Source organism: Amycolatopsis sp. cmx-11-51 (genome assembly GCF_047608665.1).
Lineage (GTDB): Bacteria > Actinomycetota > Actinomycetes > Mycobacteriales > Pseudonocardiaceae > Amycolatopsis.
This window is the reverse complement of the sequence record NZ_JADNQO010000020.1, coordinates 62,287-83,927: the sequence shown is the minus strand read 5'-3', so window position 1 is coordinate 83,927 and position 21,641 is coordinate 62,287. Positions and strand designations below refer to the sequence as shown.

Sequence of the window (21,641 nt, the reverse complement as noted above, 5' to 3'; positions counted from 1 at the left end):
ACGCGGCGTCAGTTCTGGGCGCCTTCCTTGTCCGGGTCGAGGTCGATCCGGTCCCGCCGATCGCCCTCGGGGTGCCTGCCCGGATCTTCCTTGGCCCAATCACCGAGCGTGCCGATCGCTGTCTGAAGCCGATCCTTCTGCTCGGCGTCGGTCTGCGCGTACTTCTCGGCGGCCTCTTTGATGCGGTCGCCCGCCGCCAGGTAGCGCGCGGTCGTCTTCTGGAAGAACGATTCGACGTCGTTCCGCAACTGCTTCAAGGCGGTGTCGGCGGCGGTGGGGACGACCCCGCGACCCGCCAGTTGGCCGTCGGCGTAAGAGGTTTTCGCGAGTTCCCCGAGCAGGCCCGAGTAGATTTCGGCCGCTCCGTAGCAGGCCTCGGCGAGTTCCAGTACGACCGTGACGTCCACGGCGTAGCGCTGGGTTCCGTCCGAGCCAGCTTTGGCGGTGCCCTTCTTCTGGGGTTGAGTCATGTCGTAGAGCTCCAGATCCATGCGGTCGACCCCGGCGATCTCGTGCTCGATGGCCTTGATGGCGTCGTGGTATTCCTTCTCGGCTTTGTCCAGGTCGGCGTGGAGGCCGCGGACGCCGGTGTCCACATGGGCGAAGAATTCCGCCAGCTGCGGGAACTTCAGCTCCGAGTTCATCGGCGGCGCCTTCAGCTCCATCGCGAACTCGAGCAGGACGAGTGCGTTGCCGACGCCGGCCGGAGCCGTGCGGCCCAAGGCTCCGATGACGGTTTTGGCGTAATCCCAAGCATCGCTGACGGCGTTCAGCAGCAGCTTCTCCTTGGGAGGCTCCGTCGGCGCCGGGGCGGTGGCGTTGAGCGCGCGGGTGGCCTCCGCGATGAGGTGCAGGATGTTGTTCCTGGCGGCGTGGATGATCGCGGCCCGGCACGAGTAGCTGTTGCCGAGCCACTTCACGAGGATGTCCTGGTGTCTGAGGGTGGGTTCCACCGTCGCGAGAAAACCGTCCTGGAGGCTGTTCGCCGCGAGCCCCATCCAGCCGGTCATCCAAGCCCGGGTGCCTGACTTGTTGCCGCCCGCGAGGAGGGCGATCAGGTTGTCCAAGTCGTGGTCGCCCATCGCATCGCCGAGCCTCATCTTCTTCTCGACCGACGAGAAGGCGCTGTAAGCCTCTTCGAGCGACGACAGTTCCGGCCCACCCGCGAGATCCGGGATCGCGGTCGCCAGCTGTTCCCGCTTCCGCCACGCCCAATCCCCGACCTGGGAGAAGACGTCGAGCGCCCGGCATTCGACGTATTTCGCGTCCGGCACGCTCCAGCCGTCGCAAGCATCCGCCGACGGCCGGGTCGCCGGTGTGCCGTCATTGACGGCCCACTCGACGATCGGGCAGGTCGTCAGATGGCCCCGCGACTCGACCGGGACCTGCCATCGGGCAGGCTCCGGCGCACCGGAGATCTGGCTCGTGCCACCTCGGACCAGTTGACCGGCGTCGTTCAGCCAGCGCTTTTCCAGCGTCTGCCAGTAACTGTTGAGCGCAGCCGTAAGCGTCGCCGAATACTCGCTTCCGCTCAGATACTCGCCGGTCATCGCACCCACCCCGTTTCGCATTCCCGCGGCCGGACTGGGCGGGAATGCGATCGAGGGTAACAGGACGATGTGACGTCTGGGGTCAGATTGTCACTTCTTGTCCGCGATCGGGTTATGAAGCGGCGGAAGCCCGGCGGAAGGTGTTGTGCAGGACGGCCAGCAGCGCGTCACGGACCGACAGCCGCTGCCGCGCGTCGAAGGTGATCAGCGGGACCTCCTCGCTCACCGCGAGCGCCCAGCGCACGTCCTCGAGGTCGTGCTTGAGGGAACCGTCGAAGACGTTCACCCCGACCACGAACGGCAGTCCGGCCTTCTCGAAGTAGTCGACGGCCGGGTAGCAGTCGTCGAGCCGACGGGTGTCGACGATGACGAGCGCGCCCAGCGCGCCCAGCACGAGGTCGTGCCACATGAAGCCGAACCGGTCCTGCCCCGGCGTGCCGAAGAGATACAGCTTCACCTCTTCGTCGATGGTGATGCAGCCGAAGTCCAGCGCCACCGTGGTGGTGGTCTTCGACGGCACCTCTCCGCTCGTGCCGTCCACGGCCGCGCCGGTCGAGGTCATGGCGGCCTCGGTGGTCAGCGGTTTGATCTCCGAGATCGCTCCGACGGTGGTCGTCTTGCCGACGCCGAAACCGCCCGCGATGACGATCTTGACCGGTGTCGGCGGCTTGGCCGCCGCCGGTTCAGCGAATTGATTCGAGTCCACGAATGACCCTTTCGATCATGCCGAGGTCCTGGGTGAAGGCTCCGGCCGGGCGCCGGAGCACCACGTAGCCGAGCGCGGCGAGGTCCGCCACGAGCACCCTGGCCACGCCGATGTGCAGGCCGAGCATCGCCGCCACTTCGGCGACGGATTTCGTTTCCCGGCAAAGGGAAACGATCTCCCGTCGTTCGAAGGTCAGCCTCGCCTGCGACGCCGCGCCGAGCCTGCTGGTGAGCACCTGCGCTTCGATTTCGAGCGTGCCGTCCACCGGCTGCGCACGGCCGGCGGTGAGCAGATACGGGCGCAGCGGCGAGATGCTCTGTTCGCCGCCGCGGGGCCGAGGTACCTGATCGTCGCTCATACCCTTATCCCCTCGTCATTTCAGCTGCCGACGCTCTTCTTGAGTTCCTCGATCAGCGCGGGGGTGAGCACCTCGGTGGCCCGGTTGGCGAACATCGCCATCTCGTAGGCGATCGTGCCGAGGCTGGCCTGCTTGGTGGCGAGCACGCCGAGCGAACAGCCGATGCTGATCGTGCAGACCAGCAGGTAGCCCTGTTCCAGCTCGATGATGATCTTGTCGGGCGAACCGAGCGGGTGGCTCTCGGAGACACCGTGCGCCAGACCGAGCATCGCCGAGCAGATCGCGGCCAGCCGGTCGGCGTTGGCCCGTTCCAGCTCGGACGACATCGCGATCAGCAGGCCGTCGGCCGAGACGGCGATCGCGCCCATCGCGCTCGCCGTGTTCTGTGCGAAGCGCGTCACCAACCAGTTGAAGTTCCGGGCTTCGACGCTGACTCCGGTCGTCATCTCTTGCTCTTCTCTCTCTGTTCCATCTCCGGGTTGACGGCTTTCTCCAACCCGTCACTGAAGGCGTCGAACGCGGCACGTTCGGCCTCGGGGTCACGCATGCCCCTGGGCTTGGCGGTGTTCAGGGCGGCCCGCGCGGTCTGATGCCGCGCGGCCGGTCCTTTCGACAGGCCCGGCGCCAGCTGGGCACCGGGGACCCGCCGGGTGAGACCGCCGCGGGAGGCGGCGGGCACGGGTGTCGGGGTCGGCATGGGCGTCGGATCGCCCGCCGGTGGGCTCACCGGGGGCGGCGGGGTTTGCGGCGGCACCGGGTCCTTGAAAGACCCGGTGGCCTTCGCGAGTCCAGCCTCGAAACCGTCGAAGACCGATTTGGCCGCTGCTGGATCATGCCTTGACTTCTGCCGCGACGGCGCTTCGGGGGCACCGGGAAGCTGCGCGCCCTTGACCCGCCGCCGCAGCCCGCCACGGGTCTCCCCGGAATCGGCGGCCGGTGTCGGCGCGGGAGCTTCGAGCGCGGGCAAGGGTTCGGCCGCCGCCGCCGGGCGTGACGTGGGCAGCGACGTGGGCAGCGACGTTCGCAGTGGCACGGGCAACGGGGTGGGCTCTGGCATCGGCATCGGCTCCGGAAGTTCCCGGTCGGTCTTGCGGAACCAACGGAAGTCCTTGGGGCGCTGGCCGTCGCGCGGGATCATCCCGGCGATCGCCAGCGTCGGCAGCTCACGTCCGGAAGCCTTGTCCCGCGGCTTGGGCGGGGGCGGGGACTGCCGCGGGGCGGGTTCGTCGCCCGGTTCCGCCGTCGGCCACGCCGGCGGCGGAACGGACTTCGGCACGGGCTGCCGGTAGGTCAGCAGATCCGGCGGGACGGCGATCCGCGCGGTGATGCCGGCGCCCGGCTCGGTCTCGGTCAGTTCGACCTTCAGCCCGTACCGTCGTGCGAGCCGCCCGACCACGAACAGGCCGAGCACACTGGTCGGCGCCAGTTCGAGCCGCTCGCGTTCGATCAGCCGCCGGTTCTCCTCGGCGAGCCGTTCGGCGGTCATGCCGATGCCCTGATCCACGATCACGATCAGACAGGAGCCGTCGGCGAGGATCTTCGTGCCGACGTCCACAAAGGACTCCGGCGGGGAGAACGACGTCGCGTTCTCCAGCAGCTCGGCGAAGATCAGCACCAGATCCGAACCGAACGGCGACGACAGCAGGACGTCGCCCATCGAACCGAGCCGGACCCGCTGGTAGTCCTCGATCTCCGCGAGCGCCGAACGCAACGCCGTCGACAGCTCGATCGGCCCGGAAATCCTCGCCTCGTCGCGGTTTCCCGAAACGACGAGGAGGTTGTCCGCGTTCCGGCGCAGCCGGGTCGAGAGGTGGTCGAGCCGGTAGAGGCTCGCCAGCAGGGCGACGTCCTGTTCGTTGCGCTCCAGTTCGTCGACCAGCGCCAGTTGCCTGCCCACCAGGTTCTGCGTCCGCTTCGCGACGTTGGCGAACATGAGGCCGACGTTGCGCCGCGTGACGGCCTGCCGTTCCACCAGTTCGGCCGCGGTGGCCTGTACCCGGTTGAACGCCTCGGCCAGCTTCCCGAGTTCGTCCTGGGACGACACGTCGATGGTGGCCAGGCGTGGCGCGAGTTCTTCGGCCTGCTCGGTGTCGGAGACGCGGACCAGTTCGGTACTCGCGAGGTCCGCGACCGACGTCGCCGCCGTGGTCAGCTTCCGCAGCGGATCCGCGATCGACCGGCTGACCGCGATCGCGAGACCACCGACCAGCAGGAACAGCACACCGGCGCCGATACCGATCGTCCACGCCAGGTTCTGCGCGGCGTCGGCTCGCGCGGTCGCCGCGTCGGTGATGCCGGTGGTGACCGTGTCCTGGGCGAGCCGTCGCTGATTCGACTGGGCCTCGACGGCGCCGAGGATGTCCGGCAGCAGTGCCTGCACGGCCTGCTGGCCCCGGGTGTCCGGGAGCTTGGCCTCCAGCGCGTCGACCCGGCGGCCCGTCTCGCCCTGTTCCACCGCCACGACCTGCGTCGCCTGGCTGACGTCGGCCTGCTGCACGAACCGTTCGAGGAACAGCGACGACTGCTGCTTCGCGTCGTCCAGCACCGGTTCACCGGAGTCGGGGGTGACCAGCACGATGATCAGCGCCATCCCGCGCAGCGCGTTCTCCTCGTTCGCGCGCAGCAGCGCGTCGAGCGCCGTCAACTGCCGGGTGCCCTCCGCGTCACTGGTCTGCTGCGGGACGAGCCGCAGCGAGTTGATGACCGCGTCGATCACCGCGTGGTAGGTCCGTGCCACGCTGTCCAGCGAGGCACCGCGCCGGAGCGCGCTTTCCCGGATCTCGTTCAGCGATCCGATCCGCACCAGCGCGGCCGCGAGTTCTTCCGGTGCGTCGGCGCTCAGCTGCGAGCGCACCTGGTTCACCGTGTCCGCGACGACGCCCTGCTGCTTCTGCATCGCCGCGCTGCTCGCCGACGAAGACGCGATGTAGTGCGCCGTCAGCAGTCGTTCCCGCTGCAGTTCCCACGCCAGCGTGCCGAGGGCACGGGCCTGTGACGCGACGTCGGCGGTGGTGCGGGCGGACCGGGCGTCGTCGATCTCCCCGGCGACGTAAGGCACCGACACCAGGACCACGGCGGTCAGCGGCAACATCAGGAGCAGGTTGAGCTTGCCCCGGATGCCGAGTCTGCCGAGCAACCCGGAACGCGGGGTGCGTTCCGGCCGGGTCTTCCCGTGCCTCATGATCACCTTTCTTCTCAGCTCCGCCCGAGGTGGCCGCGGTGCTGCTCCCGGACGAGGTCTTCGATGGACGCGCGCAACGCGAGGAACTCGGGCGCGCGTTTGACCGCGAGGTCACGTTCACCGGGCAGGTCGACCGCGATGTCGGCGGCCACCCGGCCCGGGTCCGAGGCCAGCACCACGACGCGCCGTCCGAGGAACACGGCCTCTTCGACGTCGTGGGTCACCATCAGCACCGTGGTGCCGGTGTCGGTCCAGATCCGGCGGATCAGAACCTGCATGTCCTCTTTGGTCTGGACGTCCAGCGCGCCGAAAGGTTCGTCCAGCAGCAGCACGTCGGGTTCGCACACCAGCGCCCGCGCGATCGCGACCCGCTGCTTCTGCCCGCCGGAAAGCTGCTTGGGCAACGACTTCCGCAACCCGTCGAGCCCGGTCTCTTCGAGATACCAGTCGATCCGGCGCGCGCGTTCGGCCTTGCCGAGGCTGAGCAGTTCGAGTCCGAACGCGACGTTGCTTTCCACCGTGCGCCACGGGTACAGCGCCCCGTGCTGGAACACCAGCCCGCGATCGGGGCCCGGTCCGGTCACGGCGTCGTCGTCGAGGGTGATCAGGCCCTCGGTCGGTTCGGCCAGCCCGGCGATCAGCGAGAGCAGGGTCGACTTGCCGGACCCGCTCGCGCCGACCACGCAGACGAAGTCGCCGCGCGTGATGTCGAGGTCGATCCCGTCGAGGGCCCGGGTGGTTCGGCCGCGAACCGTGTAGTCCTTGGCGACGGCCTTCAGCTGAAGCGTCATGCCGCCCACTTCCCGACCCTGGATCGCAGGAGCCGCAGCGCGATGTCGATGACCAGGCCCAGCAGGCCGATCACGATCAGCAGCGCGAAGATGCGGTCGGTCTGGGTGAACCGCTGCGCCCGCATGATCCGCAGGCCGAGCCCGGCGGTGGCGTTGATCAGTTCGGCGACCACCACGAAGTTCCACGCGGCCGCGGCGTTGACGCGGGTCGCGTCGATCATGCCGGGCAGCGCGTGCGGCACGATCACCTTGCGCAGGACCTCGCCGCGCCGCGCGCCGAGTGTGTACGACACGTCGATCAGCGAACGCGGCACCCCGCGGACGGCGTCGGCCGTCATCAGCGTGTTGAAGAAGACCGTGCCGAGGAACAGCACCGCGACCTTCGACGGCTCGCCGAGGCCGAGCCAGATCATCAGCAGCGGGATGAACGCGCTGGCCGGCAGGTAGCGCAGCATCGCGATGACCGGTTCGAACAGCGCCAGCCCGGCGTTGAACGTCCCCATCACGATGCCGAGCGGGATCGAGACGATCACCGCGAGGCCGAAACCGAGCAGCACCCGCTGGGTGGTGGCCCAGAGGTCGCTGAACAGTTCGCCCGACTCGATCATCTTCAGCAGCGCGTCGAACACCGCGACCGGGGTCGGCAGGAACGTGGGCTTGATGGTGCCCAGCGCGTTCAGCGTCACCCAGATCAGCAGCGGGATCGCGAACGAGGCCACGGCCAGCGTCCACCGCCAGCGCGCGGGGATCGGCGTCCGGAGCGAGAACAGCGGGGAGGCGTTCGGCTTGAGGCCCGCCCGGCGGGGCAGCGGCGCCCAGTCCGGTCGCGCGCCGCCGCCGCGTCGACGGTCTTCCTGTGCTTCGGCGAGGCGCTGCTCATCGTCGAGGAGCCGGGCTTCGGCCTCGTCAGCGGCGTCCGTCCGCTGAACGGCCTGCCTCGCCGAGCCCGTGGTGCTCACTTCACCGCCTTGACGTACTGGTCGTCGAACAGCCCGTCGAAGCTGGGCCGGTTCTGGGCGAGCCCGTTGGCGATGATGAAGTCGGCGATCCGGCCGGCCTGGAAGTTCAGGTGGGCGGGGGTGACGCCAGGGGTGAACGCGTCGAGGTTCTGCTGCTTGGTGAAGATCGTCGTGCCCGCGTCGTAGCTCTTGTACTCGTCGATCGACACGGCGCCGCGTTTCGCCATGATCCGCACGGCCTCGTCCCGGTTCTGCTTGATCCAGTCGATCGTCTGGAACCAGGTGGTCACCAGCGCCTGGACCTCCTTCTTGCGCTCCTTCGACATCTGCTCGGAGACGACGAGGTGGTCAGGGATGGCACCGGGGAACTCGGCGGACGTCGCGATCGCGCGGCTGCCGGGGCGCTCGAGCGCCTTCGAGGTGAAGGGGGCGAAGGCGGCGACGGCGTCGACCTGCTCGCCCACGAACGCGGCCGCGGCGGCGTCGGTCAGCAGCGGGACCAGCTCGACGTCCTTCTCGGTCAGCTTCGCCTCCTGAAGCGCGAGCAGCAGGAGGTAGTGGTCGACGGTGCCCTGCTCGACGGCGACCTTCTTGCCCTTGAGGTCGGCGACGCCGGTGATTCCCTGCCGCGCGATGATCTTGTCGTTGCCGGTCGAGTTGTCGTTGACCAGGACCACCGACAGTTTCGCGCCACCGCTGACCGACGCGAGCGTGTCGTTGAGAGTCTGGCTGTTCGCGTCGATCGCGCCCGAGGACAGTGCGTTGATGCTCTCGGTGTAGCTGTCGAACCACTTCAGGTCGACGGTCACGCCGTTCTTCTCGAAGAGGCCCTTCTCCTGGGCCACCGCCCACGGGAACCAGCCCGGCCAAGCGCTGTAACCGATGGTGACCTTGGTGCCGGAAGCGGCCGTGCTGTCGGAACAGGCCGAAAGGGCCGTCACACCAGCCAGCGAAAAGGCACACAACAACGCCGTCATGAGACGGCGGGAACGGGAAATCACAACGCACTCCTGGGGAAGGGGAGTAACACGGTCGTAGAAAGTTCCGGCGGCGCGAGCGCAGGAGTGATCGATCGGCCGCACACCCGGCCGTACCATCCAAAACCTCTGAACACACTGGATAGAGGTGATCACCCCGTTGCCCTCGGCGGCGATCCTATCGAGTGGCGCAAGGCCTACCTAGTGTGATCGTCAGCTCTTGCATGAATTCCTGTCACATTCTGCTAACCGAGTAGCTCTCGACAGGTTGGCAACCCAGGGTACGGCGGCGCGCGTCCTCCGGGTGGCCGGTGAAAACCTCGCCGGACTTCTGGAGGGAGCAGAGGATGAAGATTCGTTCGGCCGCGCTGTGTGCCGCCGCGGCGGCGTTGGTGGCCACCACGCTCGGAGCAGGACAGGCGAACGCGACCAGACCGTCCAGTTTGGTCCTCGCCCCGACCACGATCGTCGCAGGTGGGACGGTCACCGCGGACATCTACTGCCTGCGCCCGTCGGGGGCGGGCGAGCTCGCGACGACGCTCACCGCGGACGGTCTCGCCGCACCGATTCCCTTGCGGGTAGTGGGAGACGGTGGCACCGGCGGCATCGGTGTCGCCTTGCGGGGCGACGGTCCTGTAGGGACAGTGCCGGGCCGGTACAAGGCGTCGTACGACTGCTGGGGCTGGATCGTCCGCGCGGAGTTCGTCGTCACGAGCTGACGGCGCGACACCGGAGAAGCGAAGGCCGTTTTCGGGATTTCGACCGTCCTGGGGGCGGCCTTCGTCGTGTTTTCGCGCCCGGGTCTTGGCACATCTCGCGGAGATGTGCCGCAGAGCTGATTTCTATCGCGCGACAGAATTAGGACGTGCCATCGGCCGACCTGACGGACGATAGGCCGAATGTCGTAATCAATTGTTGAAATCGCGGGAAAAGGGTGCCGGGGAATTGCCCGGGGAGTCGTCGATTTTCGAAGGATAAGTTCGGGTGAATTCGATGTGACGTGAGTGGTGAGGGCGGTTAGAGCGCGGTCCGTGAAGGACTCCTTGAGGGACCCAGGGTCCCTCAAGGAGTCCTTCACGGACTCGGAACACTCGGGCGGTCGCTCAGTGGTCTCACCAGTCGGCATGGTGGCGCGTGAAGGACCCTTCCGGCGGGCAAAGCCGTGCGACAGGACCGCATGGGTTTGATCGATCAGGGGCGGAAGGTAACCGGGAGGTGGCGGCTTGCGGTCCGGCGGTTACGCACAGATGACCAGCCGGGGGTGGCGGGTGTCACCGTTCAGTGGGTTTCGCCGCCGCCTTCTAGGCAATACCGTCGGCGGCAAAGCCGAAGTCACAGATGCCCCGACCGGGTACGGAGGTTTGGCGGATGATGCCGGAGATCAAGGATGGCGTGGACGGTGACGCCGTCGTGCGCCTGCCCGGAATGCGCGTGGCCTACGAAGGGGCCGCCTTCGACGAGTCCGCACTGGCGGAGACCTGGACCGCTCAGCTGCAGGACTGGCTGAACCAAGCCGTCTCCGCCGGGGTCGCCGAACCGAACGCGATGGTGCTCGCCACGGCGGACCCGGAGGGCAGGCCGTCCTCCAGGACCGTCCTGTGCAAGGGCCTCGACGAACGCGGTGTCGTGTTCTACACGAACTACACGTCGACGAAGAGTCACGACCTCACCGCGACGCGCTACGCGTCGGTCACCTTCCCGTGGTACGCCCTGCAGCGCCAGGTCCACGTGCGCGGCGAGGTGGAGAAGGTCAACGTCGCGGAGACCGCCGAGTACTGGGCTTCCCGTCCGCGGGGCTCGCAGCTCGGGGCCTGGGCTTCGCCGCAGTCCCGCGTCGTCGACGGCCGCCGCGCCCTCGAGACCGCGCTTCACGGCATCGAGCGCCGCTTCGCCGACGTCGAGAACATCCCGTTTCCGCCGCACTGGGGCGGATGGCGCATCCGGCCCGACTACGTCGAGTTCTGGCAGGGCCGCGAGGAGCGCATGCACGACCGGCTCCGCTACGTCCGCACCGACGACGGCTGGCAGATCGAGCGCGTCGCGCCGTGATGTCGGTCGGCGCTGCTATCTGTCGCGCGCTGACGAAAAGCGCGCCGAAGGGGCGCCGTTCCGTGTTCACCTCGCGTGAGTGTGGAGGGCGCCCCTTCATCGCGTTTTCGTGGGCCTTCGGCCCAAAAGAGGGCGCGCGACGGTGAAGTCTCCCCGTCGCGCTGGCGCGCTCCCGGGAGACCGTAGGGGGCACCGAGGCGCAGGTGTGAGGCGGGCGGGGGCTGAAGGGGACTTTCCCCGCATCGCATGCGGTGAAAGCTCCCTTCACCGCGTCCCATGCGGCGAAAGTCCCCTTCAGCCACCGGGTGACGTAAATCGCGCGCGGTTGGTTAGTTAGCGCGGCTAAACTGTCGGGTTGTGAGTGACGACGTGGGGGTTGGACAGCGTAAGGGTCTCCGCAAGCTGTTCGGTTCGATCGTCGTCGACACCCGGCCGCTCAAGATCCCCGCGTTCCGCCGCCTCTGGCTGTCCACCGCGGTCACCGCCGTCGGTAGCCAGCTCACCGCCGTCGCGGTCCCCAAACAGGTCTTCGACCTCACCGGTTCGTCGGCCTACGTCGGCCTGACCGGCCTGGTCGCCCTGATCCCGTTGCTCGTCTTCGGCCTCTGGGGCGGCGCGATCGCGGACGCCGTCGATCGCCGCAAACTCCTCCTCGTCACCAATGTCGGCGTCACCGTCACCTCGGCGGTCCTGTGGCTCCAGGCGTTCCTGAACATCGGCTCGGTCTGGCTCGTCCTCGTCCTGCTCGCGGTCAACCAGGCGTTCTTCGCGATCAACATGCCGACCCGCGGCGCCGTCGTCGCCCGGCTGGTGCCGGACAACCTGATCGCGCCCGCGACCGCGTTGAGCAGCACGATGGCCACCTTCGGCGCGGTCTTCGGTCCGCTGCTCGCGGGCTCACTGATCCCGGTCCTCGGTCTCTCGACGCTCTACCTGATCGACGTCATCGCACTGACCGCGACCCTCGTCGCGGTCTGGAAGCTGCCCCCGATCCCGCCGCTCGGCGAGATCGCGCGCCGCGCCGGGATCCGCGACATCATCGACGGCTTCAAATACCTGGCGACGCAGAAGATCCTGCTGGCCTCCTTCCTCGTCGACATCATCGCGATGGTCGCGGGCATGCCGCGCGCGCTGATCCCGGAGATGGCCGAGCGCACCTTCGGCGACCCGCCCGGCGGTGGCCCGGCGCTGGGCTGGCTCTACGCCGCGCTCCCGGCGGGCGCGATGCTGATCGGCCTCTTCTCCGGCTGGCTGACGAGGATCCAGAAGCAGGGCGTCGGCGTGATCATCTCGATCTGCGTCTGGGGCGGGGCGATCGTCGGCTTCGGTCTCGCGAATTCGCTGTGGCTCGCGGTCTTCTTCATGGCACTCGCCGGGGCCGCCGACATGGTCAGCGCGATCTACCGGATGGCGATCCTCCAGGTCGCCACCACCGACGAGATGCGCGGACGGCTGCAGGGCGTGTTCACCGTGGTCGTCGCGGGCGGCCCCCGGATCGCCGACCTCACCCACGGCTGGGCCGCCGCCGGGGTGGGCACGGCCGCCGCGGCCTCCGGCGGCGGGGTACTGGTCATCGTGCTGGTCATCGCGGCGGCGCTGCTGATCCCGTCCTTCTGGCGATACCGGGCCCCGGTGGCCTGATTCGCCGGGGCTATCGTCGGGCCCATGCGTATTTTACGGGCGATCGCCGGATTCGCCGCTGTCATCGCGACCCTTTCCGCCTGTTCGTCCGGGGGCCAGAAGCCGGACAACGCGGCCGGGCCGTCGAGCCAGGCTCCCACTTCCTCCGCCGCGCCGAGTTCTTCGGCCGCGCCCACCGGAGGCGCCGGTTCGAAGGAGCCGTGCGCGCTGCTGCCCGCCGAGGCCGTCTCGAAGGCGATCTCCGTCCAGGGCGTGACCTCGGCGCCAGGTCCGGTGCAGGACACCGCCGCCAACGGTGGCAAGGCCAAGAGCTGCGTCTACTCGGCGGGCGGCAAGCAGGTCGGCGCGCTCGCGGTGACCCGCTTCGAGGGCAACAAGATCAAGCCCGCCGAGATGGTCGCGGCGCTGAAGAAGGCGAAGCCGGGTGCGAAGGACGTCGCCGGTGTCGGCGAGGGCGCCCTCTATTACGTCGACGAGAACAAGACCGCCACGCTGGCCTCCGCCGAACTCGTGAACGACGTGCCGGTGCTGGTCAACTACACGGGTCCGGCGAAGATGACGCAGGAGATGATGGTCCCGCTGGTGAAGACCGCGGTCGACGCCGACTGACCGAATCACCCAGTCCCACGGTTCGCCAGCCCGTGACGAAGAACTGACCATATCGGACTGTCGGCCCCAGACGCGATACGGCACACTCTTGCCGCATGGTGGACACGACGACAACAGAACAGACCGGTCCGGCCGGTCAGCCGAGCCTCAAACGGGTCATGGGTTCCAAGCTCCTGCTGTTCTTCGTGGTGGGGGACATCATCGGGACGGGCGTCTACGCGCTCACCGGACAGGTCGCGGGCCGGGTGGGCGGCGCGCTGTGGCTGCCGTTCCTGATCGCGTTCGTGGTCGCGATCATGACCGCGTTCAGCTACCTGGAACTGGTCGGAAAGTACCCGCAGGCGGCGGGGGCGGCGCTCTACACGCACAAGGCGTTCAAGATCCGCTTCCTCACCTTCATGGTGGCGTTCGCGGTGATGTGCTCGGGGATCACGTCGGCCTCGTCCGCGGCGAAGGCCTTCGGGGACACCTATCTCGCCGAGTTCATCACCGCGCCGATGCCGCTGGTGGCGATCCTGTTCGTGATCGGTCTCGCGCTGATCAACTTCCGCGGGGTCTCCGAATCGGTGAAGACCAACGTGGTGCTGACCTGCATCGAGATCGGCGGCCTGCTGATCATCATCGGGGTCGGCGTGTGGGCGGTGCTGAACGGCAACGGGGACGCCTCGCGGCTGGTCGAGTTCGACACCGAGAACCAGACCATGCTGGTGGCGATCACGTCGGCGACCTCGCTGGCGTTCTTCGCGATGGTCGGCTTCGAAGACTCGGTGAACATGGCCGAGGAGTGCAAGGATCCGATCCGGATCTTTCCGAAGGCGATGCTGTGGGGCATGGTCATCGCCGCGACCATCTACATCCTGGTCTCCGTGACCTCTTCGCTGCTGGTGCCGGCCGACGAACTGGAGGCCGCCAAGAGCAGCGCGCTGCTGAAGGTGCTCGACGTCGGTGCCCCGGGGTTCCCGCGTGAGGTCTTCTCCGCGATCGGCCTCTTCGCGGTCATCAACTCGGCGCTGATCAACATGCTGATGGCCAGCCGCCTGCTCTACGGCATGGCGAACCAGCGGATCATCCCGAAGCAGCTGGGCACGGTGCACCCGTTCCGCCGCAGCCCGTGGGTGGCGATCGTGTTCACCAGCGTCATCGCCATCGGCCTTGTGTCCTTTGTGGACATCAGCGTGCTCGGCGGCACGACGGCGTTGCTGCTGCTGGCGGTGTTCGCCATCGTCAACGTCGCGGTCCTGGTGCTGCGCAAGGAGAAGTCGGCGCACAAGCATTTCCGTGCGCCGACGATCATCCCGGTGCTGGCCGCGATCTTCTGTGTCTACCTGGTGACCCCGTTGTCCGGGCGGCCCGCGCGTGACTACAAGGTCGCCGCGATCCTGCTCGCCGTCGGTGTCCTGCTGTGGGGGGTCAACTGGCTCGTCATGCGGGCCACGCACAAGGAAGAGGACCGGCAGCCCCTCGAGCCGCCGGTCGGCTGACCTCTTCTAGCCCCGGCCTTCTTTCAACGACTGAGTGACTGGTACTCAACCGGGCTGTGGGCCGAGAACACGGTGACCTCGTCGGCGTGTTCTCGGCTCAGCTCGCGGAGCCGTTCGACGTTCTCCAGCCGCGGCCTGCGCAGAGTCTGCACCATGTTCTGGAACACGGTCATCCCCGGCGGGCAGTGCGGTTTCACCGGATCCAGCTGACCGTGGAAGAAGTACGCGTCGCCCGCGTGCAGCAGCCAGCCGTCGCCGGTGTCGACGGCCACCCCGGTGTGCCCCTTGGTATGTCCCGCGAGCGGCACCAGCAGGATCTCCGACGGCAGGCCCTTGAGCTCGCGGACCGCCTGGAAGCCGAACCATTCGTCGCCGGCCTCGTCGTATTTGCTCCACAGTGGACGGTGGGCGAACTGGTTGGCACGGAATCGGAGTTTCTCGCTCGCGTTACGCGGTGCGGTCGCCGCGTCGTGCTCCTCGGCGCGGACGTGCACGACGGCGTTCGGGAAGTCCGCGAGCCCGCCCGCGTGGTCGACGTCGAGGTGGGTGCAGATGATGTGCCGCACGTCCTCCAGCTTGTGGCCGAGCGCTTCGACGTGATGAGCCGCGGTCTCCGTCTCGACCGGTTTCGCACCGACCATCACCGTGAACGGCGTGCCGAGCCAGGCGCCCGGCCGCGCCACCCCCTGGCGGCCGAATCCCGTGTCCACCAGCACGAGCCCGTCGCCGGTCTCGATGAGCAGGCAATGCGCCACCAGCTCTGAGCGGCGCAGCAGACCCGGCTGACCGTCGAGGAACTTGCCTCCCGGGGCCCGCATCGTGCCGCAGTTCAGGTGGTGGACCTTCATATCCTGCTCCTCTGGCTGAACCGTTCGAAGGCGGTGGCGTCGTGCGCGGCGAAGACCGACACTTCGTCACCGTTGTTACTGACAAGTTCGCGCAGCCGGCGCTGGTTGTCCAGTCGTGCTGCTTTTTCCGTCTGCATGTACGACTCGAAGAAGCCCAGCGCGAAGGGGATGTGCGGCTTCTGCTCGAGCTCGCCGCCGTGGAAGACGGCGTCCCCGGCGTTCAAGATCCAGCCGTCACCCGTGTCGACGGCGATCCCGGCGTGCCCGCGGGTGTGCCCGGCGAGGGGGATGATCAGCACGTCCGGGACCCCTTCGAGTTCGCGGACGGCGTCGAAACCGAACCAGGGCTCGCCGTCGGCGCGATACGACCTCCAGATCGGGCCGTGGTCGAACTGGACCTTCCGGTAGCGGCTCGCCTCCTTGCGGTCGATCGGCTTCTCCAAGGCCTGGAGCTCGCGGGCGTGGACGTGGACCCGCGCCTGCGGGAAGTCGACGAGCCCGCCCGCGTGGTCGAGATCGAGGTGAGTGAGCACGATGTCGCGCACGTCGGCGGGGTCGAAACCGAGTTTCCGGATCTGCGTGGTGGCGCTGAGGTCGTCGTCCCGGTCGGGGTGGACCAGCCGCACGAAGCCGGCGCCGAGCCATTCGGCGGGACGGCTCACGGTCGGCGTGCCGACGCCGGTTTCGATGAGCACGAGGCCGGTTTCGGTCTCCAGCAGCAGGCAGTGACAGATCAGTTCCGCGCGGCGGAACAACCCCGGCCTGCCGTCGACGAGCTTTCCGCCGATCGGCCGCAAGGTGCCGCAGTTGAGGTGGTGGACACGCATCAGGACAGCTCCCGTTCGAGTGTGGTGCGAAGGTGCGGGGCGATCGCGCGCAGCGGCGCGGTGTCGTGCAACGTCTTGGCCAGCAACAGCCCGCCCTCGACGGCGGCGAGGACGACGGTCGCCAGGTGGTCCGCCTTGTCGGTGTCCAGTGCCCCGGCGATGACGGTGTGCCAGGAGGTGTAGCCGTCGGCGCAGGCCTGGCGGATCACCTCGCTGTCGCCCGACGCGTCCAGCGCGACCGTCGCGAGTGGACAGCCGCGCTGGAAGTCCGACTCCTCCAGCGAGGTCGCCAGCGCGCCGACGACGTTCTCGATGCCGGTGACGACGTCGGGGGAGTCCGCGACGATCGCGCGCAAGGTGTCGCAGAGTCGCTCGGCGGACTGGCGGATGGCCTCGGCGGCCAGCTGCTCCTTGCCGCCGGGGAAGTGGAAGTAGAGCGATCCCTTGGGAGCGCCACCGGCGGCGACGAGCTGATTAAGGCCGGTGGCGTGGTAACCCTGCTGGTGGAAGAGTTCGGCGGCGGAATCGAGCATGCGCTGCCGAGTGTCGGTGCGGCGGACCATGCGGCCGACTGTAGCCCAAACTATGACGACCGGTCTAGTGAGTTCCGCGTGGCCGACTGGCCGTTTCGCGTGATTGGCTGGACGGCACGTGTGAGCCGATGGACGACACGTGTGATGGAACGGACGACACGAGCGCGGCCGGGCTACGTGGTGAGTCGTCCCTCTGGACACACGTGTCGTCCATCCCGTCACGCGTGTCGTCCCTCTGGTCACGCGACACCGCCACTGGCGCCCAAGAGTAGCGGAGAGCGGTACACGACCTCGCCGAGTTCGTCCGACGGGAGGTCGTCCCGGACGTGCAGAGCGATTGAACGAGGTCTTCGTCAGCGACACCGGATTCCTCGTGCGAGACAACGGTTTCGTCCAGCAACCAAGCAAGGGTGTCCAGTGTGGACACATGCTCGGTCCCGACGTGCTCGGACTGCGTGAGCAGGTACTCGAGTTCTTCGCCGCGACCTCGTTCGGGACGCGCCGCGCGCTCCGCTCCGGGACACGGCCGACGGGACCGGTCATCGCGGCGGTCTCCTTCGTCCGGGCGTGGCGTTCTCGCACTACTTCGGACAAGGTCGCCGGTAGCCTCGTCCGCATGGCCAATCCCACCGGAGAGCAGTTCGAGATCACCCGCGGCAACGCGCGCGCCGTCATCACCGAGATCGGTGCCGGGTTGCGCGCGTTCGAGGTCGGCGGGGTGCCGTACGTCGAGGCGTTCGCCGAGGACGAAAAGCCGCCGAAGGGTGCCGGGCAGGTGCTGCTGCCCTGGCCGAACCGCACCAAGGGCGGCCAGTGGGTCCATCAGGGTGAAAAGCAGCAGCTCGCGATCACCGAGGAGGCGCGCGGCAACGCGATCCACGGCCTGACCCGCCACGAGGAGTGGGAGCTTCTCGAGCACGCGGAGTCGTCGATCACCCTGGCCGTCGACGTCCCGGCGCAGGACGGCTGGCCGGTGCCGCTGCGCGCGACGATCACCTACGAGATCTCGCCGCGCGAACTGGTCGTGACGCACGAGATCCGCAACGAGGGTGAGAGCCCGATCGGTGTCGGGCTCGGCACACACCCCTACTTCCGCATCGGTGACGTGCCCACCGACGAGCTGACCCTGACGCTGCCCGCGAGCCGAGTCCGGCCCTCTCTCGGCGACGAGCAGATGCCGTACGCCGCCGAGCAGGACGTCGAAGGGACCGAGTACGACTTCCGGTCCGGCAAGGTCCTCGAAGGCGTCGACCTGGACACGGCGTTCGGCGGGCTGAGCGTCGCCGGGGACGGCGACCACCACCACGTCCTCTCGCACGGGGAGCAGGAACTGGTGGTCTGGGCCGGGCCGGACTTCCACTGGGTGCAGGTGTTCACGCCGGACGACCTGGTCGGCCGCGGCCGGGCGGTGGCGATCGAGCCGATGACCTGCCCCGCCGACGCGCTCAACACCGGCACCGACCTGATCGACCTGGAGCCCGCCTCCTCGTGGACCGGCAGCTGGGGAATCCGGGTCCGCTGATGACGTCACCGCTCCGGCTGGGGCCCGTGGACGCGGGCGAAGCGCTCACTCTGCAGCTCGCGGCCTACGTTCCGGAAGCGAGGGCGCACGGGAACATCGACCTCCCGCCGCTGGTCGAGACCTTCGAGCAGGCCAAGGATGCCCTGGGCGATCCCGCGTGTTTCGCCTGGGGCATCAGGGAATCCGGACGGCTGGTGGCGAGCGTCCGGATCGTCGTCGACGGTGCGGCCGGTCTGGTCGGCAGGCTCGTCGTGGCCCCGGACAGGCAGGGACACGGGCTCGGCAGCTCGCTGCTGCTCGCCGCCGAAGCGGCCATGCCGCCGTCGGTGACCGTGTTCCGCCTGTTCACCGGCGAGCTGAGCGCCGGCCCGCTGCGGATGTACTCGAAGCTCGGCTACGTCGAAACGCACCGGACGCCCGAGTCGCACTACGAACTGGTCCACTTCGAAAAGCCCCGCGTGCGTCCGGCCGGTCCAGTTCGTTAGCGTGTCAAAGTATGTCGAACAAAGCACTGGTCAAGGCCATCGTCGGTGGTTACGTCGTCCCTGTCGACGGTGAACCGATCGAAGGCGGCACAATCCTCATCGAGAACGGGAAGATCGTCGCGGTCGGCACCGACGCCGACGTCGACGTCCCCGACGACGCCGAACTCGTCGACGCCGCGGGCACCTGGGTGCTGCCCGGGTTCATCGACGCGCACGCCCACCTCGGCGTCCACGAGGACGGCGAAGGCTGGTCGGGCGACGACACCAACGAGATGACCGACCCCAACGGCGCGCGGTTCCGGGCGATCGACGGGATCGACCCGTACGAGCCCGGCTTCGACGACGCGCTCGCGGGTGGCGTCACCAGCGTCGTCATCAAGCCCGGCTCGGGGAACCCCATCGGCGGGCAGACGATCGGCGTCAAGACCTGGGGCCGGACCGTGCTCGACATGATCTTCGCCGAGGGCGTCAGCGTGAAGAGCGCGCTCGGCGAGAACCCGAAGCGGGTCTACGGCGACAAGAAGCAGACGCCGTCGACCAGGCTCGGCGTCGCGTCGACCATCCGCGACGCGTTCACCGGCGCGCGCAACTACGCCGCCAAGCGTGATCACGCCGCCGGTGAGGGCAAGCCGTTCGACGTCGACCTGACCAAGGAGACCCTGTCGAAGGTCCTGGACGGCGAGCTGTTCTGGGACCAGCACGTCCACCGCGCCGACGACATGGTCACCGCGATCCGGCTGGCCGACGAGTTCGGCTACAAACTGGTGATCAACCACGGCACCGAAGGGCACCTCATCGCGGACCTGCTCGCCGAGCGGGACGTGCCGGTGATCCTCGGCCCGCTGTTCACCACCAAGTCCAAAGTGGAGCTGCGCAACCGCACCCTGCGTGCGCCCGGCATCCTCGCCAGGGCGGGCGTGCGGATCGCGATCACCACGGACCACCCGGTCGTGCCCATCAACTTCCTGGTCTACCAGGCGGCGCTGTCGGTGAAGGACGGCCTCGACCCGGAGACCGCGCTGAAGGCGCTGACCGTCAACCCGGCCGCGATGCTGGACCTCGACGACCAGGTCGGCTCGCTGAAGCCGGGTCTCGACGCCGACGTGGTCATCTGGTCGGGTGACCCGCTGGACGTGATGAACCGGGCCATGCGGGTGTTCGTGCGCGGGCGCGAGGTCTACCACTTCGACGAGGAGACCGGGGTCGGCGTCACCGAGGAGCGCCGGTACCGCGAGGGCTGAGCAGTCGGTCGAGATCCAGTTTCACCGGAAACGGCTCGGCGGCACTGAATTCACCGGTCATGGCCGGAGCGTCCTGGTAGCCGAGTTCGCCAGCCTGGTGACAGGCGACCAGTGAGACGGGCTCGTTGAGGTCGACGATCCAGTAGTGCGGAATCCCCGCGTCGGCGTACTCGCCGTGTTTGGTCACGTAATCGGTGCGCTTCGAGCCCGGCGACACGATTTCGACCACTACGACGACATCGTCGGCGTGGTACATCGTGTCCTCTTCGTCGATCCGTTCGCCCGCTTCGCGAAGGGCGATGATCAGATCCGGTCGCCGGGCGAAACCCGGCTCGCCGGGCGGCACCAATCCCAGGTCGACGTCGATGTCCTGAATGAACTCGAGGTGATCGGGTAGCTGTGGTTCCAGTTGCCTGGCCAAGGCGTAAAGCGCCTTGTTGTGTCTCCTCGTGGGGCTCGGCGACATGACAAGGCGGCCTTCCACGAGCTCGGTGAATCCGGAATCGGGCTCACCGAGCGCCGCGTACTCCGCGATCGACAGCAGGTGATCCGGGATGGCCCACCCTGGTTCACCGTGCGACCCGGTCGTGGAGTCGGGAAGGGCTGTCACAGCGTCTCCTCACGTCGTCCACAGTTTCTCACGGTGGCCAGGTGACCACTAGTGATCGTATCGGCGCGGACAGTCAGGCTTTCCGTAGTTCCCGTGCGATCACCATGCGCTGGATCTGGTTCGTGCCCTCGAAGATCTGCGGCACCTTCGCCTCCCGCATGTACCGCTCCACCGGGAAGTCCTTCGTGTAGCCGGCGCCGCCGAGGACCTGCACCGCGTCGGTGGTCACCTTCATCGCGCCGTCGGTCGCGACGAGCTTCGCGATGGACGCCTGCCGCTGGAACGGCAGGCCGCGGTCGCGGCGGCGGGCGGCGTCGAGGTACATGGCGCGCGACGTCTCGACGGTCGCGGCCATGTCGGCCAGCAGGAACTCCAGGCCCTGGAACTCGATGATCGGCCGCCCGAACTGCGTGCGGCCCTTCGCGTATTCGAGCGCTTCGTCCAGCGCGGCCTGCGCGAGCCCGACGGCGCACGCGGCGATGCCCAGCCGTCCGGAGCTGAGCGACGACAGTGCGATCTTCAGTCCTTGGCCCTCTTCGCCGATCAGCCGTTCGGCGTCGACGGCGGCGTCTTCGAACATCAGTTGCGCGGTCGTCGATCCGGTGAGGCCCATTTTCCGTTCGGGCGGCGCGGCCGAGAGACCCGTCGTCGAGGCGTCGACGAGCAGGCACGAGATGCCCTGCCCGCCGTCGTCGCTCGTGCGCACCATGGTCGTGTAGAAGTCGGCCTCGCCCGCATGGGTGATCCACGCCTTCGTGCCGTTCACGACGTACCGGTCGCCGTCGAGCCGCGCGCGGGTGGAAAGGGCCGCCGCGTCCGAACCGGCGTGGGTTTCGGACAGCGCGTACGCGCCGAGCAGGTCACCCTCCAGCATGTCGGGCAGCCAACGGTCGCGCTGAGCGTCGGTGCCGTGGTGCGCCAGCGCGAAGCAGGACATCGTGTGCACGGAGAGCCCGACGCCGACGGACATCCACGCGGTCGCGATCTCCTCGAGAACCTGCAGGTAGACCTCGTACGGCAGTTCGCCGCCACCCCAGCGCTCCGCGTACGGCAGGCCGAGCAGCCCGGCCTGCCCGAGCAGGCGGAACTGCTCGCGAGGGAAGTGCGCGGTCTCTTCGTACTTGCTCGCGATCGGAGCGAGTTCCTCGCGCGCGATCTCCTTGGCGAGGCCGATCAGATCCTGGGCCTCGGTGCTGGGCAGCAGACGGTCGGCAGGCATGACTCCTCCGAGCTGAGCTGTACTCAAAACAGTACTGCGGGCTGATTGAGCGTA

At 68.2% G+C, this 21,641-nt stretch carries 21 protein-coding genes; 8 read left to right on the top strand and 13 right to left on the bottom strand.

All coding sequences use genetic code 11. The features are described from left to right. Positions 1–8 precede the first annotated feature (8 nt). From ACM6LU_RS35990 to ACM6LU_RS35955, 8 genes are all read right to left on the bottom strand, one after another. Complete coding sequence (locus ACM6LU_RS35990) at positions 9–1,550, bottom strand: hypothetical protein (RefSeq protein WP_414942324.1); 1,542 nt, start codon at positions 1,548–1,550, stop codon at positions 9–11. 112 nt (positions 1,551–1,662) lie between these two features. Then, on the bottom strand, positions 1,663–2,256 hold the full coding sequence (locus ACM6LU_RS35985) for a GTP-binding protein (RefSeq protein ID WP_414942323.1): 594 nt from the start codon (positions 2,254–2,256) through the stop codon (positions 1,663–1,665). Continuing rightward, a complete protein-coding gene (locus ACM6LU_RS35980) occupies positions 2,234–2,614 on the bottom strand; it encodes a DUF742 domain-containing protein (RefSeq protein WP_414942322.1) in 381 nt (126 codons plus the stop codon). The genes ACM6LU_RS35985 and ACM6LU_RS35980 overlap by 23 nt, the downstream gene beginning before the upstream one ends. Positions 2,615–2,634: 20 nt before the next feature. Beyond that, entirely contained in the window at positions 2,635–3,060 is a 426-nt protein-coding gene (locus tag ACM6LU_RS35975; RefSeq protein ID WP_005156032.1) for a roadblock/LC7 domain-containing protein, read from the bottom strand. Continuing rightward, the gene (locus tag ACM6LU_RS35970; RefSeq protein WP_414942321.1) at positions 3,057–5,795 is read right to left on the bottom strand and encodes a nitrate- and nitrite sensing domain-containing protein; all 2,739 of its coding nucleotides are present in this window, start codon (positions 5,793–5,795) and stop codon (positions 3,057–3,059) included. The genes ACM6LU_RS35975 and ACM6LU_RS35970 overlap by 4 nt, the downstream gene beginning before the upstream one ends. Positions 5,796–5,809: 14 nt before the next feature. Continuing rightward, a complete protein-coding gene (locus tag ACM6LU_RS35965) occupies positions 5,810–6,586 on the bottom strand; it encodes an ABC transporter ATP-binding protein (RefSeq protein ID WP_414942320.1) in 777 nt (258 codons plus the stop codon). Continuing rightward, the gene (locus tag ACM6LU_RS35960) at positions 6,583–7,545 is read right to left on the bottom strand and encodes an ABC transporter permease (protein ID WP_414942319.1); all 963 of its coding nucleotides are present in this window, start codon (positions 7,543–7,545) and stop codon (positions 6,583–6,585) included. Before ACM6LU_RS35960 ends, ACM6LU_RS35965 begins: the two co-directional genes overlap by 4 nt. After that, positions 7,542–8,546, bottom strand: a complete 1,005-nt coding sequence (locus tag ACM6LU_RS35955) for an ABC transporter substrate-binding protein (protein WP_414942318.1) — start codon at positions 8,544–8,546, stop codon at positions 7,542–7,544. Before ACM6LU_RS35955 ends, ACM6LU_RS35960 begins: the two co-directional genes overlap by 4 nt. Before the next feature lie 323 nt (positions 8,547–8,869). On the opposite strand from ACM6LU_RS35955, the gene ACM6LU_RS35950 reads away from it, so the two are divergent. From ACM6LU_RS35950 to ACM6LU_RS35930, 5 genes are all read left to right on the top strand, one after another. Continuing rightward, positions 8,870–9,241: a hypothetical protein gene (locus tag ACM6LU_RS35950; RefSeq protein ID WP_414942317.1), complete on the top strand. Its 372-nt coding sequence runs from the start codon at positions 8,870–8,872 to the stop codon at positions 9,239–9,241. A 649-nt stretch (positions 9,242–9,890) separates the two neighbouring features. Next, the gene (gene pdxH / locus ACM6LU_RS35945) at positions 9,891–10,571 is read left to right on the top strand and encodes a pyridoxamine 5'-phosphate oxidase (protein WP_414942316.1); all 681 of its coding nucleotides are present in this window, start codon (positions 9,891–9,893) and stop codon (positions 10,569–10,571) included. 357 nt (positions 10,572–10,928) lie between these two features. After that, a complete protein-coding gene (locus ACM6LU_RS35940) occupies positions 10,929–12,212 on the top strand; it encodes an MFS transporter (protein ID WP_414942315.1) in 1,284 nt (427 codons plus the stop codon). A gap of 24 nt (positions 12,213–12,236) precedes the next feature. Further along, positions 12,237–12,821 (top strand): DUF3558 domain-containing protein, encoded by a 585-nt coding sequence (locus ACM6LU_RS35935; RefSeq protein ID WP_414942314.1) that lies wholly within the window; start codon positions 12,237–12,239, stop codon positions 12,819–12,821. Between the two features lie 95 nt (positions 12,822–12,916). Continuing rightward, positions 12,917–14,302: an APC family permease gene (locus ACM6LU_RS35930; RefSeq protein ID WP_414942313.1), complete on the top strand. Its 1,386-nt coding sequence runs from the start codon at positions 12,917–12,919 to the stop codon at positions 14,300–14,302. Positions 14,303–14,325: 23 nt separating this feature from the next. Here ACM6LU_RS35930 and ACM6LU_RS35925 read toward each other — a convergent pair whose 3' ends face one another. From ACM6LU_RS35925 to ACM6LU_RS35915, 3 genes are read right to left on the bottom strand one after another with little or no spacing between them, the layout of a single operon-like run. Beyond that, positions 14,326–15,150 carry an MBL fold metallo-hydrolase gene (locus tag ACM6LU_RS35925; protein WP_414942312.1) on the bottom strand — a complete coding sequence of 275 codons (825 nt, stop codon included), beginning with the start codon at positions 15,148–15,150 and terminating at the stop codon, positions 14,326–14,328. Further along, complete coding sequence (locus ACM6LU_RS35920) at positions 15,147–15,977, bottom strand: MBL fold metallo-hydrolase (RefSeq protein ID WP_414942311.1); 831 nt, start codon at positions 15,975–15,977, stop codon at positions 15,147–15,149. The genes ACM6LU_RS35925 and ACM6LU_RS35920 overlap by 4 nt, the downstream gene beginning before the upstream one ends. Next, complete coding sequence (locus ACM6LU_RS35915) at positions 15,977–16,540, bottom strand: TetR/AcrR family transcriptional regulator (protein ID WP_414942310.1); 564 nt, start codon at positions 16,538–16,540, stop codon at positions 15,977–15,979. The genes ACM6LU_RS35920 and ACM6LU_RS35915 overlap by 1 nt, the downstream gene beginning before the upstream one ends. Before the next feature lie 586 nt (positions 16,541–17,126). Here ACM6LU_RS35915 and ACM6LU_RS35910 point away from each other — a divergent pair. From ACM6LU_RS35910 to ACM6LU_RS35900, 3 genes are read left to right on the top strand one after another with little or no spacing between them, the layout of a single operon-like run. Then, positions 17,127–18,032, top strand: a complete 906-nt coding sequence (locus tag ACM6LU_RS35910; RefSeq protein WP_414942340.1) for an aldose 1-epimerase family protein — start codon at positions 17,127–17,129, stop codon at positions 18,030–18,032. After that, the gene (locus ACM6LU_RS35905) at positions 18,032–18,517 is read left to right on the top strand and encodes a GNAT family N-acetyltransferase (protein WP_414942309.1); all 486 of its coding nucleotides are present in this window, start codon (positions 18,032–18,034) and stop codon (positions 18,515–18,517) included. Before ACM6LU_RS35910 ends, ACM6LU_RS35905 begins: the two co-directional genes overlap by 1 nt. Before the next feature lie 11 nt (positions 18,518–18,528). Beyond that, positions 18,529–19,758: an amidohydrolase gene (locus ACM6LU_RS35900; protein WP_414942308.1), complete on the top strand. Its 1,230-nt coding sequence runs from the start codon at positions 18,529–18,531 to the stop codon at positions 19,756–19,758. Here the strand turns inward: ACM6LU_RS35900 and ACM6LU_RS35895 are convergent. Together ACM6LU_RS35895 and ACM6LU_RS35890 are read right to left on the bottom strand one after the other, a co-directional pair. After that, positions 19,727–20,368, bottom strand: a complete 642-nt coding sequence (locus ACM6LU_RS35895; RefSeq protein WP_414942307.1) for a Uma2 family endonuclease — start codon at positions 20,366–20,368, stop codon at positions 19,727–19,729. The two genes, ACM6LU_RS35900 and ACM6LU_RS35895, sit on opposite strands and share 32 nt — an antisense overlap. A gap of 73 nt (positions 20,369–20,441) precedes the next feature. Further along, positions 20,442–21,587, bottom strand: coding sequence for an acyl-CoA dehydrogenase family protein (locus ACM6LU_RS35890; RefSeq protein WP_414942306.1), 1,146 nt, complete (start codon positions 21,585–21,587; stop codon positions 20,442–20,444). Positions 21,588–21,641 lie beyond the last annotated feature (54 nt).